The organism is Demequina sediminicola, assembly GCF_000975055.1.
Lineage (GTDB): Bacteria > Actinomycetota > Actinomycetes > Actinomycetales > Demequinaceae > Demequina > Demequina sediminicola.
The window spans coordinates 427330-440107 of sequence record NZ_BBRB01000001.1; the positions used below are offsets into that span (position 1 = coordinate 427330).

The 12778-nt window shown below is 61.5% G+C and carries 21 protein-coding genes; all 21 read right to left on the minus strand.

What is annotated here, in order from left to right; all coding sequences use genetic code 11:
- Positions 1-2: 2 nt before the first annotated feature.
- On the minus strand, positions 3-539 hold the full coding sequence (gene rplF / locus AOP79_RS02000; protein WP_062069933.1) for a 50S ribosomal protein L6: 537 nt from the start codon (positions 537-539) through the stop codon (positions 3-5).
- A 19-nt stretch (positions 540-558) separates the two neighbouring features.
- Positions 559-957, minus strand: a complete 399-nt coding sequence (gene rpsH / locus AOP79_RS02005; RefSeq protein WP_062069935.1) for a 30S ribosomal protein S8 — start codon at positions 955-957, stop codon at positions 559-561.
- Between the two features lie 63 nt (positions 958-1020).
- Positions 1021-1206, minus strand: a complete 186-nt coding sequence (locus AOP79_RS02010) for a type Z 30S ribosomal protein S14 (protein WP_062069937.1) — start codon at positions 1204-1206, stop codon at positions 1021-1023.
- 1 nt (position 1207) lies between these two features.
- Complete coding sequence (rplE, locus tag AOP79_RS02015; protein ID WP_062069939.1) at positions 1208-1768, minus strand: 50S ribosomal protein L5; 561 nt, start codon at positions 1766-1768, stop codon at positions 1208-1210.
- Entirely contained in the window at positions 1765-2106 is a 342-nt protein-coding gene (gene rplX / locus AOP79_RS02020; RefSeq protein ID WP_062069941.1) for a 50S ribosomal protein L24, read from the minus strand. The genes rplE and rplX overlap by 4 nt, the downstream gene beginning before the upstream one ends.
- Positions 2106-2480 carry a 50S ribosomal protein L14 gene (gene rplN, locus AOP79_RS02025; RefSeq protein ID WP_062069943.1) on the minus strand — a complete coding sequence of 125 codons (375 nt, stop codon included), beginning with the start codon at positions 2478-2480 and terminating at the stop codon, positions 2106-2108. The genes rplX and rplN overlap by 1 nt, the downstream gene beginning before the upstream one ends.
- Before the next feature lie 62 nt (positions 2481-2542).
- A complete protein-coding gene (gene rpsQ, locus AOP79_RS02030; protein WP_062069945.1) occupies positions 2543-2830 on the minus strand; it encodes a 30S ribosomal protein S17 in 288 nt (95 codons plus the stop codon).
- A 13-nt stretch (positions 2831-2843) separates the two neighbouring features.
- Positions 2844-3086 carry a 50S ribosomal protein L29 gene (gene rpmC, locus AOP79_RS02035; protein ID WP_062069948.1) on the minus strand — a complete coding sequence of 81 codons (243 nt, stop codon included), beginning with the start codon at positions 3084-3086 and terminating at the stop codon, positions 2844-2846.
- Positions 3086-3505, minus strand: coding sequence for a 50S ribosomal protein L16 (gene rplP, locus AOP79_RS02040; protein WP_062069950.1), 420 nt, complete (start codon positions 3503-3505; stop codon positions 3086-3088). Before rplP ends, rpmC begins: the two co-directional genes overlap by 1 nt.
- Positions 3506-3510: 5 nt before the next feature.
- Positions 3511-4320, minus strand: a complete 810-nt coding sequence (gene rpsC / locus AOP79_RS02045; RefSeq protein ID WP_062069952.1) for a 30S ribosomal protein S3 — start codon at positions 4318-4320, stop codon at positions 3511-3513.
- A complete protein-coding gene (gene rplV / locus AOP79_RS02050; protein ID WP_062069954.1) occupies positions 4320-4694 on the minus strand; it encodes a 50S ribosomal protein L22 in 375 nt (124 codons plus the stop codon). The genes rpsC and rplV overlap by 1 nt, the downstream gene beginning before the upstream one ends.
- 29 nt (positions 4695-4723) lie before the next feature.
- The gene (gene rpsS, locus AOP79_RS02055; protein ID WP_061960972.1) at positions 4724-5002 is read right to left on the minus strand and encodes a 30S ribosomal protein S19; all 279 of its coding nucleotides are present in this window, start codon (positions 5000-5002) and stop codon (positions 4724-4726) included.
- 12 nt (positions 5003-5014) lie between these two features.
- Entirely contained in the window at positions 5015-5857 is an 843-nt protein-coding gene (gene rplB / locus AOP79_RS02060) for a 50S ribosomal protein L2 (protein ID WP_062069956.1), read from the minus strand.
- Between the two features lie 19 nt (positions 5858-5876).
- Positions 5877-6182 (minus strand): 50S ribosomal protein L23, encoded by a 306-nt coding sequence (gene rplW, locus AOP79_RS02065; RefSeq protein ID WP_062069958.1) that lies wholly within the window; start codon positions 6180-6182, stop codon positions 5877-5879.
- Positions 6179-6868 (minus strand): 50S ribosomal protein L4, encoded by a 690-nt coding sequence (gene rplD / locus AOP79_RS02070; RefSeq protein WP_062071004.1) that lies wholly within the window; start codon positions 6866-6868, stop codon positions 6179-6181. Before rplD ends, rplW begins: the two co-directional genes overlap by 4 nt.
- Before the next feature lie 4 nt (positions 6869-6872).
- Positions 6873-7535, minus strand: a complete 663-nt coding sequence (gene rplC / locus AOP79_RS02075; RefSeq protein WP_062069960.1) for a 50S ribosomal protein L3 — start codon at positions 7533-7535, stop codon at positions 6873-6875.
- Between the two features lie 25 nt (positions 7536-7560).
- Positions 7561-7869 (minus strand): 30S ribosomal protein S10, encoded by a 309-nt coding sequence (gene rpsJ / locus AOP79_RS02080; protein ID WP_042213186.1) that lies wholly within the window; start codon positions 7867-7869, stop codon positions 7561-7563.
- Between the two features lie 291 nt (positions 7870-8160).
- Entirely contained in the window at positions 8161-9351 is a 1191-nt protein-coding gene (gene tuf, locus AOP79_RS02085) for an elongation factor Tu (protein ID WP_062069962.1), read from the minus strand.
- Between the two features lie 121 nt (positions 9352-9472).
- Positions 9473-11587 (minus strand): elongation factor G, encoded by a 2115-nt coding sequence (gene fusA / locus AOP79_RS02090; protein ID WP_062069964.1) that lies wholly within the window; start codon positions 11585-11587, stop codon positions 9473-9475.
- 43 nt (positions 11588-11630) lie between these two features.
- Positions 11631-12101: a 30S ribosomal protein S7 gene (rpsG, locus tag AOP79_RS02095; RefSeq protein WP_062069966.1), complete on the minus strand. Its 471-nt coding sequence runs from the start codon at positions 12099-12101 to the stop codon at positions 11631-11633.
- Positions 12101-12475 (minus strand): 30S ribosomal protein S12, encoded by a 375-nt coding sequence (rpsL, locus tag AOP79_RS02100; protein WP_062069968.1) that lies wholly within the window; start codon positions 12473-12475, stop codon positions 12101-12103. The genes rpsG and rpsL overlap by 1 nt, the downstream gene beginning before the upstream one ends.
- Between the last annotated feature and the right edge of the window lie 303 nt (positions 12476-12778).

Sequence of the window (12778 nt, forward strand, 5' to 3'; positions counted from 1 at the left end):
GCTTACTTACCCGTCTTTCCTGCCTTGCGGCGAACGTGCTCACCCGCATAACGCACACCCTTGCCCTTATAGGGCTCCGGGGGGCGAACCTTGCGGATGTTGGCAGCGACCTCACCGACCTGCTGCTTGTCGATACCAGCAACCGAGAACTTGGTGGGACCTTCCACGGCGAACGAGATGCCCTCAGGGGCATCGATCACCACGGGGTGCGAGAAACCAAGAGCGAACTCCAGGCTCGAGCCCTTAGCCGTGACACGGTAACCCGTGCCAACGATCTCGAGCTTCTTCTCGTAGCCGTTCGTGACGCCCTCAACCATGTTGGCGATGAGTGTGCGCGTCAGGCCGTGAAGCGACTTTGAGATGCGCTCGTCGTTGGGGCGGTCGACCTTGATGCCGTCCTCGCCCTTTTCGACGACGATCGGAGCGGCGACAGTGTGCGTCAGGGTGCCCTTCGGGCCCTTAACGGTCACAACTGCACCATCGATGGTGACGTCCACGCCGCTGGGAATCGACACGGGGTACTGTCCAATGCGTGACATAAGAGTGTTCCTTCCCGACTTACCAGACGAACGCGACGACTTCGCCGCCGACGCCCTTCTTTTCTGCCTCGCGGTCAGTCAGAAGACCGGAGGACGTGGACAGAATCGCAACACCAAGACCGCCGAGCACCTTAGGAAGGTTGGTCGACTTTGCATACACACGCAGGCCCGGCTTGGACACGCGGCGCACACCAGCGAGCGAACGCTCACGGTTAGGTCCGTACTTCAGGGTGAGGGTAAGGGTCTTGCCCACCTCGGCATCGGTCACTTCCGAGCCGGAGATGTATCCCTCAGCCTCAAGAATCTTGGCAATGTTTGCCTTGAGCTTGGAGTGCGGCATGGACACGGTCTCGTGTACAGCCGCATTCGCGTTACGCAGACGCGTCAGCATGTCTGCGATGGGGTCAGTCATCGTCATGAGTTTTGAACTCTTCCTCGCCATGGTTTCCGCTGAGAACAGCGGACCTGCGGCGTAGTGGTTTTACCAGCTGCTCTTGGTGATGCCGGGAAGCTCACCTGCGTGTGCCATCTCACGGAAGCACACACGGCACAGGCCGAACTTGCGGTACACGGAGTGCGGACGACCGCACTTCTGGCACCGAGTGTAGGCACGCACAGCAAACTTCTGCTTGCCGGCGGCCTTGTTCTTCAGGGCAGTCTTCGCCATGTCACTTCTCCTTGAACGGGAAGCCCAGCTGCTTCAGCAGCGAGCGACCCTCGGCGTCGTCAGTGGCGGTGGTCACAACAGTGATGTCCATGCCACGAACGCGATCAATCTTGTCCTGATCGATCTCGTGGAACATCGACTGCTCCGTGAGTCCGAACGTGTAGTTGCCAGTTCCATCGAACTGCTTTGGGCTCAGACCGCGGAAGTCGCGGATACGAGGCAAAGCAATCGACAGCAGGCGGTCCAGGAACTCCCACATGCGGTCGCCACGAAGGGTGACGTGCGCGCCAATGGGCTGGCCCTCGCGGAGCTTGAACTGTGCAATGGACTTGCGAGCCTTGGTGACCTGCGGCTTCTGGCCGGTGATCGCCGTGAGGTCTGCAATTGCGCCCTCAATCAGCTTCGAGTCCTTTGCAGCATCGCCCACGCCCATGTTGACCACAATCTTGGTCAAGCCAGCAACCTGGTTGATGTTCTCGTGGCCGAACTCCTCCTGGAGCTTGGCCACAATCTCCGAACGGTACTTGTCCTTCAGCCGTGGCTGAGCGGTAGCGGTGCTCATTCGACGTCCTTACCCGAGCGCTTGGCCACGCGCACACGCTTGGTGCGAGTGCGGCCGTCCTGCTCGACCTCCTCCGTGCGGTAACCCACACGAGTGCCCTTCTTGGACTCCGGGTCCACGAGCATCACATTCGAGATGTGCAGCGTCGACTCAACGTTGACGATGCCACCCGACTGGTTGTCGCGGTTCGTGCCCGGCTTGATGTGCTTGGTGACGCGCTGAACGCCCTCGACCAGCACGCGCTCACGCTCCGTGTCGACCTTGAGCACGCGGCCCTGCTGGCCACGGTCGCGTCCGGCGATGACGACAACGAGGTCGCCCTTCTTGATCTTCGCCATCAGATGACCTCCGGTGCCAGCGAGATGATCTTCATGAACTTGCGGTCACGCAGCTCACGGCCCACAGGGCCGAAGATGCGCGTGCCTCGGGGGTCGCCCGATTCCGCGTTCTTGAGGATCACCGCTGCGTTCTCATCGAACTTGATGTAGGACCCGTCGGGACGACGGCGTTCCTTGGCGGTGCGGACGATAACGGCCTTGACCACTTCGCCCTTCTTGACGTTTCCGCCAGGGATTGCATCCTTGACGGTGGCGACAATAGTGTCACCAATGCCGGCGTAGCGGCGCTTAGATCCACCGAGCACACGAATGACAAGGATCTCCTTGGCACCTGTGTTGTCGGCGACCCGCAGCCGCGACTCCTGCTGAATCATGTCTGTCTCCTGTCGTCTGGTTCTCGCCCGGAACTACCCCGGCGAGCCTGGTCGAACGCTAGTTACTTGGCCTTTTCGACGATTTCGACCAGACGCCACCGCTTAGAAGCGGATAGCGGACGGGTCTCCATCACGACGACGAGGTCGCCGATTCCGGCGGTGTTGTTCTCGTCGTGTGCCTTGATCTTGCTGTTACGACGAATCACCTTGCCGTAGAGAGGGTGCTTAACGCGGTCCTCAACTTCAACGGTGATGGTCTTCTCCATCTTGTCGCTCACGACGTAGCCGCGACGCGTCTTACGCTGCGCGCGTGCCTCGTCGGAAGCGGTGCTGCTCTTGCTAGTCGACATAGTTCTGTCTTCCTTACTCGGCCGACGCCGTGGGGGCCGTGCGGATTCCGAGCTCGCGCTCGCGCAGGATCGTGTAGATGCGGGCGATGTCACGCTTCACAGCCTTCAGGCGCCCGTGATTCTCGAGTTGGCCAGTGGCCGACTGGAACCGCAAGTTGAACAGTTCCTCTTTGGCCTTACGCAACTCTTCCAGGAGACGCTCGTTCTCCATGGCATCGAGCTCGCTGGGCATGAGGCCCTTGGTACCGATGGCCATTAGATGTCACCACCCTCACGGGAAACGAAACGGGTCTTCATGGGCAGCTTGTGCTGTGCGCGGCGAAGCGCTTCACGAGCAAGTGTCTCGTCGACACCGGCGAGCTCAAACATGATGCGGCCGGGCTTGACGTTGGCGACCCACCACTCGGGCGAACCCTTACCGGAACCCATGCGGACTTCGGCAGGCTTCTTGGTCAGCGGACGGTCGGGGTAGATGTTGATCCACACCTTTCCACCACGCTTGATGTGACGGGTCATTGCGATACGAGCCGCCTCAATCTGGCGGTTCGTGACGTACGCGGGCTCCAGAGCCTGGATGCCGTAGTCGCCGAACGAAATCTGCGTGCCGCCCTTAGCAGAACCCGAACGCTTCGGGTGGTGCTGCTTGCGGTACTTCACACGACGGGGAATAAGCATGGTGCTTAAGCCTCCTTCTTGGCCTCGGCCGGAGCCTCAGCCGCGGGGGCCTCGGCCTTGGGAGCCTCGGCAGACTGCTGGCGGTCACGCGAACCACCGTCACGGCGGGCACCACCGCGGCCGCCACGGCCACGCTGGGGACGAGGAGCCTTGGCCTGCTCAGCAGCCCATTCCTTCTCAGTCATGTCACCCTTGTAGATCCACACCTTGACACCGATGATGCCGAACGTGGTGCGGGCCTCAAAGAAGCCGTAGTCGATGTTCGCACGGAGCGTGTGCAGCGGCACACGACCCTCACGGTAGAACTCGGAGCGCGACATCTCGGCGCCACCAAGGCGGCCTGCGCACTGGACACGGATGCCCTTGGCGCCGGCGCGCAGCGAGGACTGAATGCCCTTGCGCATGGCACGACGGAATGCGACACGAGAAGCAAGCTGCTCGGCGATGCCCTGAGCAACGAGCTGGGCGTCAACTTCAGCGTTCTTCACCTCGAGGATGTTCAGCTGAACCTGCTTGCCCGTGAGCTTTTCCAGGTTGGCGCGAAGCTTGTCAGCCTCAGCACCACGGCGTCCAATGACGATGCCAGGACGTGCAGTGTGCAGGTCGACGCGAACGCGCTCACGAGTGCGCTCGATCTCAACCTTGGAAACACCGGCACGCTCGAGGCCAGTCGACATCAGCTTGCGAATCTTGACGTCCTCATCCACGTAGTCGCGGTAGCGCTCGCCAGGCTTGGTCGAGTCCGCGAACCAACGCGAGCGGTGGTCGGTCGTGATTCCCAGGCGGTAGCCGTGCGGGTTGATCTTCTGACCCATTACTTGGCCCCTTCCTTCACGGCAACCTCGGGCGTTGCGACGACCACGGTGATGTGGCTGCTTCGCTTAAGGATGCGGTTGGCACGACCCTGAGCACGCGGCTGAATGCGCTTCATGGTCGGGCCCTCGTCAACGGTGATTTCCTTAATGACGAACTCGTTCTCGTCAAAACGTTCGCCTGCTGCCTCGGCCTTAACCCGAGCGTTAGCGATCGCGGATGCGATGAGCTTGCGCACGTCGGTGGCCACAGCCTGCGGCTGGAACTTCAGCGAGGCAACTGCCTCGACGGCGTTCTGACCGCGGACCAGGTTCACGACACGGCGAGCCTTCTGGGCGGTCACGCGAAGGTATCGCGTCTGCGCCTTGGCTTCCATCTCTACTCCTCTAACCTTCGCCGGGCGCCTTAGCGGCGGCCCTTGCGGTCGTCCTTGATGTGGCCCTTGAACGTGCGCGTGGGTGCGAATTCACCCAGCTTGTGCCCAACCATCGACTCGGTGACGAACACCGGGACGTGCTTGCGGCCGTCGTGCACGGCAAAGGTGTGACCCAGGAAGTCCGGCGTAATAACGCTACGGCGCGACCAGGTCTTGATGACGTTCTTGGTACCCGCATCGTTCTGGGCGTCCACCTTCTTCTGAAGGTGGTCGTCGACGAAGGGGCCCTTCTTAAGACTGCGTGGCATTCCTCAGGCTCCTTAGCGCTTGTTCTTGCCAGTACGACGGCGGCGGCGGACGATGAGCTTGTCGGATTCCTTGCCCGGCTTGCGGGTACGGCCCTCAGGCTTGCCCCACGGCGAGACTGGGTGGCGACCACCGGAAGTCTTGCCCTCACCACCACCATGCGGGTGGTCCACCGGGTTCATGACGACACCACGCACGGTTGGGCGCTTGCCCTTCCAGCGCATACGGCCGGCCTTACCCCAGTTGATGTTGGACTGCTCGGCGTTGCCGACTTCGCCCACAGTTGCACGGCAACGAGCGTCGACGTTGCGGATCTCGCCGGAAGGCATGCGCAGCTGCGCGAAACGGCCTTCCTTAGCGACGAGCTGCACCGAGGCGCCTGCGGAACGAGCGATCTTTGCACCGCCGCCGGGCTTGAGCTCGATGGCGTGGATGACCGTACCGACGGGGATGTTGCGCAAAGGCAGGTTGTTACCGGGCTTGATGTCAGCGCCGGCGCCAGCCTCAACAGCAGTGCCCTGCGACAGCTTGTCGGGAGCAATGATGTAGCGCTTCTCACCATCTGCGTAGTGCAGCAGTGCGATGCGAGCGGTGCGGTTGGGGTCGTACTCGATGTGAGCGACGGTAGCCGGCACGCCATCCTTGTCGTGACGACGGAAGTCGATCACGCGGTAGGCACGCTTGTGGCCACCACCCTGGTGACGAGTAGTGATACGGCCGGTGTTGTTACGGCCGCCCTTCTTGTGAAGGGGACGGGTCAACGACTTCTCGGGCTCCGAGCGCGTCACCTCGACGAAGTCGGCGACTGACGAGCCACGGCGGCCCGGTGTCGTCGGCTTGTGCTTGCGAATAGCCATGGTTGCTTGAGTCCTTTACCTAGCCCACGTGGCCCGAGAAGATGTCGAGCGCTTCGCCGCCACCAACGGTGACGATTGCACGCTTGACGTCCTTGCGCTTACCCATGCCGAAGCGGGTACGGCGCGTCTTGCCCTTGCGGTTGATGGTGTTGACCGAGGCGACCTTGACGCCGAAGACCTGCTCGACTGCGATCTTGATCTCAGTCTTGTTGGCTCGGGGGTCGACCTCGAACGTGTACTTGCCCTCGTCCATGAGCGCGTAGCTCTTCTCCGACACGATGGGTCGGATCAGGATGTCGCGGGGGTTCTTGTTGAGAGTGCTCACTTGGTCTCCTCCGCCTCAGACTCGGTAGCAACCGCAGTTGCCGACTTGCCCTTGGCTGGGCCGGCCAGGAACGCCTCGAGTGCACCCGACGTGAAGACAGTGTCGTCATTAATCAGGACATCGTAGGTGTTGAGCTGGTCAACCGCGATGACGTGGATCCACGCTGCGTTGCGCAGCGACTTCCAGGCGACAGTGTCCGTGCGCTCGAGCACGACCAGGGCGCTACGGCCGTTGGTCAGGTTCGAGATGGACTCAAGCGCCTGCTTGGTCGAGGGAGTGTCACCCGCGACGATGCTCTTCAGCACCTGCACGCGTCCAGCACGTGCCCGGTCGGACAAAGCGCCACGTAGTGCGGCAACCTTCATCTTCTTGGGGGTGCGCTGCGAGTAGTCGCGGGGCTGAGGGCCGTGAACCGTGCCACCACCAGCGAACTGGGGTGCGCGGATCGAGCCCTGACGAGCACGACCGGTGCCCTTCTGCTTGTAAGGCTTACGTCCACCACCCGCGACCTCGCCGCGAGTCTTGGTGGCGTGGGTGCCCTGACGAGCAGCAGCACGCTGTGCCACCACAACCTGGTGGATCAGCGGAACGTTGGTGACGGCGTCGAAGATCTCGGCGGGGAGGTCAGCAGTGCCGGCCTTCTTGCCCGAGGCGTCGCGCACGTCGACAGTCAAAGTTTCAGCCATGGTGTCACGCACCCTTCACGGCGGAGCGGATCAATACGACGCCGCCCTTGTTACCGGGAACCGCGCCCGTCACGAGCAGCAGGCCCTTTTCGACGTCGACCGAGTGAACGGTCAGGTTCTGGATCGTCTTGCGGTCGTTACCCATGCGTCCGGCCATCTTCAGGCCACGGAAAACGCGCGACGGCGTCGAAGCGCCACCGATCGATCCGGCCTTACGGTGGTTGCGGTGTGCACCGTGGGATGCGCCAACTCCGTGGAATCCGTGGCGCTTCATGACACCAGCGGTGCCCTTACCCTTCGTGGTACCGGTGACGTCGACCTTCTGGCCGGCCTCGAACACCTCAGCAGTGAGCTCCTGGCCCAGCGAGTAGTCGGCGGCATCGGCAGTGCGAACCTCAGCCACGTGGCGGCGCGGCGTCACACCGGCAGCTTCGAAGTGGCCCTTGAGGGGGTCGGTCACACGGCGGGGGTCAACAGTGCCGAACGCGAGCTGAACAGCTTCGTAGCCGTCCTTGTCTGCGCTGCGCACCTGGGTCACGACGTTGGTGTCTACCTGGACGACTGTCACCGGAATAACCCGGCCTTCGTCGTCCCACACCTGCGTCATGCCCAGCTTCGTACCCAACAGCGCACGCGTGGTGCGCTGGGCATTGGAAGTTGTAGTCATGATCTGTGCAGTCCTTTGTGAAGCTCTAGAGCTTGATCTCGATGTTCACGTCCGCAGGCAGGTCGAGACGCATCAGCGAGTCAACAGCCTTGGGCGTGGGGTCCACGATGTCGATGAGGCGCTTGTGAGTGCGCATCTCAAAGTGCTCGCGGGAGTCCTTGTACTTGTGGGGCGAACGGATCACACAGAACACGTTCTTTTCGGTGGGCAGCGGGACGGGTCCCACCACCGACGCACCGGCGCGCGTGACCGTCTCAACGATCTTGCGGGCTGACGAGTCGATGACCTCGTGGTCATAGCTCTTCAGCCGAATGCGGATCTTCTGTCCCGCCATGGCGTGGTTCTGCCTTTTCTCTCGTACAACTATGGTCTCCACCTCCGACCCCCGCGCTCGGGCGTGTCGCATATCTGCGATGCACACGGGCGCATATCCGCCTGCACGGATCGTCGTGGGTGGTGTGTGGCTGCCCGCGATAGGCAACCTGTACATTGTGCCAGATTTCCGCGGCAGTTGCCAATCGGATTACTGACAGACGATGCCGGCCGTGGCCGGGCATCGAAGTGGTAACACACAGATGCGGGGTCTAGCCGAGGCCAGACCCCGCATCCGAGGAGTTACAAAGAACTACTTGATGATCTTGGTGACGGTGCCTGAACCGACGGTGCGGCCACCCTCACGGATCGCGAAGCCCTGACCCTCTTCGAGAGCGATGGGCTGGATCAGCTCAACGGTCATCTCGGTGGTGTCACCCGGCATGACCATTTCGGTGCCCTCAGGCAGCGAGATGACGCCGGTCACATCCGTGGTGCGGATGTAGAACTGCGGACGGTAGTTCGTGTAGAACGGGTTGTGACGGCCGCCCTCATCCTTGTTGAGGATGTAGACCTTGCCCTCAAAGTCAGTGTGAGGCGTGGTGGTGCCAGGCTCAACGATGACCTGTCCGCGCTCGACGTCCTCGCGCTTGGTACCGCGAAGCAGCAGACCACAGTTCTCGCCAGCCCAAGCCTCGTCCATCTGCTTGTGGAACATCTCGATACCGGTGACGGTGGTCTTCTGGGGCTCACGGATACCGAGGATCTCGATGTCCGAGTTGATCTTGAGCTTGCCGCGCTCGACCTTACCGGTGACAACGGTTCCACGACCGGTGATCGTGAAGACGTCCTCAACGGGCATCAGGAAGGGCTTGTCCATGTCACGCTCAGGCTCGGGAACGTTCTCGTCCACAGCAGCCATCAGGTCCTTGACGGACTGTGCCCACTTCTCGTCGCCTTCGAGTGCCTTCAGTGCCGACACCTGGATGACAGGAGCGTTATCGCCATCGAAGCCCTGCGAGGACAGCAGTTCGCGGACCTCCATCTCGACGAGGTCGAGGATCTCTTCGTCGTCGACCATGTCGGACTTGTTGAGTGCGACCAGCAGGTAAGGAACACCAACCTGCTTGGCGAGCAGCACGTGCTCGCGGGTCTGCGCCATAGGACCATCGGTTGCAGCAACCACGAGGATTGCGCCGTCCATCTGGGCAGCACCGGTGATCATGTTCTTGATGTAGTCAGCGTGACCAGGGGCGTCAACGTGTGCGTAGTGGCGCTTCTCGGTCTCATACTCAATGTGAGCAATGTTGATCGTGATGCCGCGCTCGCGCTCTTCAGGAGCCTTGTCGATGTCTTCGAAAGGCGTGAAGGGGTTGAGGTCGGGGTACTGGTCGTGCAGCACCTTCGAGATTGCAGCGGTCAGCGTGGTCTTACCGTGGTCAACGTGACCAATGGTGCCGATGTTGACGTGCGGCTTGGTCCGCTCGAACTTGGCCTTAGCCATGAGGGGTTCCTCCTGAATTTAGTGAGACTCGGGTAAAGATGCTACTGCCTTAGGCGACATTGCGTCGTCCGGGGCGATCATCCCTACTGGTCGTATTATTTCTGATTTTCAACCGGTGGGGTTACTCGCCCCGGGTCTTGGCGATGATTTCCTCGGCAACAGCCTTCGGAACCTCCGCGTAGCTGTCGAAGACCATCGAGTAGACAGCACGGCCTGACGTCTTGGAACGCAGGTCGCCGACATATCCGAACATCTCCGACAACGGAACGAGCGCGTCGACCACCTTGACGCCGGAGGCATCCGACATCTGGCGAATCTGACCGCGACGCGAGTTGATGTCGCCGATCACATCGCCCATGTACTCCTCAGGCGTGCGCACCTCAACGGCGAACACAGGCTCAAGCAGCACGGGCTTAGCGATACGGGCAGCCTCCTTGAAGGCCATCGAACCAGCGATCTTGAACGCCATCTCCGAGGAGTCGACGTCGTGGTACTGACCGTCCAGGAGCGTTGCCTTCACGCCCACGACCGGGTAACCGGCCTGGATTCCCAGTTCCATCGAAGCCTTGATTCCAGCGTCGACGGAAGGAATGTACTCGCGAGGCACGCGACCACCGGTAACGGCGTTCACAAACTCGTAGGTGACCTCGGAATCGGCCTCGAGAGGCTCGAGCGAGATCTGCACCTTCGCGAACTGGCCAGATCCACCAGTCTGCTTCTTGTGCGTGTAGTCGTACTTCTCGACCGTCTTGCGAATGGTCTCGCGGTACGCGACCTGAGGCTTACCAACGTTGGCGTCCACCTTGAACTCGCGGCGCATACGGTCAACGAGGATGTCGAGGTGAAGCTCACCCATACCGCCGATGACGGTCTGGCCGGTCTCCTCGTCCAGACGCACACGGAAGGTGGGGTCCTCCTCCGCAAGCTTCTGGATAGCGGTCGACAGCTTCTCCTGGTCACCCTTGGTCTTGGGCTCAATCGCCACATCGATCACGGGCTCGGGGAACGTCATCGACTCAAGCACAACAGGGTGCTCGGGGTTGCACAGGGTGTCACCCGTAGTCGTGTCCTTCAGGCCGATGACCGCATAAATGTGGCCAGCGTGAATCGACTCGACCGGGTTCTCCTTGTTGGCGTGCATCTGGAAGAGCTTTCCGATGCGTTCCTTCTTGCCCTTGGTGGAGTTCACGATCTGTGCGCCCGTCTCGAGGTGACCCGAGTAGACGCGAACGTAGGTGAGGCGACCGAAGAACGGGTGCGTCACAACCTTGAATGCCAGCGCCGAGAAAGGCTCGTTGACATCGGCGTGGCGCTCGATAGCAACGTCCGAGTCCTTGGCGTCCACACCCTGGATGGCGGGAACGTCAAGGGGCGAAGGCAGGTAGTCAACAACAGCGTCGAGCATGGGCTGCACGCCGCGGTTCTTGAACGCCGAGCCACACAGCACGGGGTAGAGCTCGGAAGCGATCGTCATCTTGCGGATCGCGCCCTTGATCTCCTCCAGCGTGAGCTCTTCGCCACCGAGGTACTTCTCGAGCAGCTCGTCATCGGCCTCGGCAACAGTCTCGAGCAGCGCAGCACGGTACTCGTCAGCCTTGTCCTTGAGTTCCGCGGGGATCTCGGTGGTCTCGTACTCGGCGCCCATGGTGACATCACCCTTGGCGTCGCCAGGCCAGACCTTGGCGTTCATTTCGACGAGGTCGATCACACCAAGGAAGTCATTCTCGGCACCAATGGGCAGCTGGATGACCAGAGGCTTGGCGCCGAGGCGCTTCACGATGGTGTCAACGGTGAAGTAGAAGTCAGCGCCGAGCTTGTCCATCTTGTTGACGAAGCAGATACGCGGAACGTCGTACTTGTCAGCCTGACGCCACACGTTCTCCGACTGGGGCTCAACGCCCTCCTTGCCGTCGAACACTGCAACAGCGCCATCGAGGACACGGAGCGAACGCTCCACCTCGACAGTGAAGTCAACGTGACCGGGCGTGTCGATGATGTTGATCTGGTTGTTGTCCCAGAAACACGTCACAGCAGCAGACGTGATCGTGATGCCACGCTCCTGCTCCTGCTCCATCCAGTCAGTCGTTGACGCACCGTCGTGCGTTTCACCGATCTTGTAGTTCACACCCGTGTAGAACAGGATGCGCTCGGTGGTAGTGGTCTTGCCGGCGTCAATGTGCGCCATGATGCCGATGTTGCGGACCTTACTGAGGTCCGTGAGCACGTCCTGTGCCACGAGTGGTTCTCCTTGGGTGTGTTCGGTCGAACAGAGTTAGCGACTACCAGCGGTAGTGCGCGAACGCCTTGTTCGACTCGGCCATCTTGTGCATGTCCTCGCGACGCTTCACTGCGGCACCAAGGCCGTTTGAAGCATCGAGGATCTCGTTCATCAGACGCTCGGTCATGGTCTTCTCACGGCGTGCGCGGGAGAAGTCAACGAGCCAGCGCAGGGCGAGCGTGGTCGAGCGCGTGGGACGCACGTCAACCGGCACCTGGTAGGTCGCGCCACCCACACGGCGGCTGCGGACCTCAAGGGCGGGACGGATGTTCTCCAGCGCGCGCTTGAGCACGACAACTGCGTCCTGACCGGACTTTTCTCCAACACCCTCGAGGGCGCCGTAGACAATGGCCTCAGCGGTGGACTTCTTGCCGTCGAGCAGGACCTTGTTGATCAGCTGCGTGACGATCGGTGCACCGTAGACCGGGTCGTTGATGATGGGCCGCTTAGGGGCCGGTCCCTTGCGAGGCATTACTTCTTCTCCCTCTTCGCGCCGTAACGGCTACGAGCCTGCTGGCGGCCCTTGACACCCTGGGTGTCAAGCGAGCCTCGGACGATCTTGTAGCGAACACCGGGAAGGTCCTTCACACGACCGCCGCGCACGAGCACAATCGAGTGCTCCTGGAGGTTGTGACCCTCACCGGGGATGTATGCCGTGACCTCGATACCGCTGGAGAGGCGCACACGTGCGACCTTTCGCAGGGCCGAGTTCGGCTTCTTGGGGGTCGTCGTGTAAACGCGCGTGCACACGCCGCGACGCTGGGGGCTCGACTTAAGGGCAGGGGTCTTGGACTTCCCCGGCTTGTCCTGCCGGCCCTTTCGAACCAGCTGCTGAATCGTAGGCACTACTTCTCCGTTTGTTCGTTGGACGAAAACTCATGGTGGTCCGACCCCCGCGCCCGGGCGTGTCGTACCGTTGGTGTGTGTGACCGTTGAGGGCACACAAGAAGGCCCGACGGAGCGGGCACGAAGATCAACAATACTCTCCACATGCGCGCGCGTCAAAGCGGTTGTCGCTCAGACACCAGCCGCCGCGCCGAAGATGGTCAGACTAACTGCCATATTTGATCGTTGTGCCTGGGTCTGAACCGAGCGCCGCCCCATGTGGCGGCTCGCTCCCGGCTTCTTCACCGAACCACTAGTCTAACG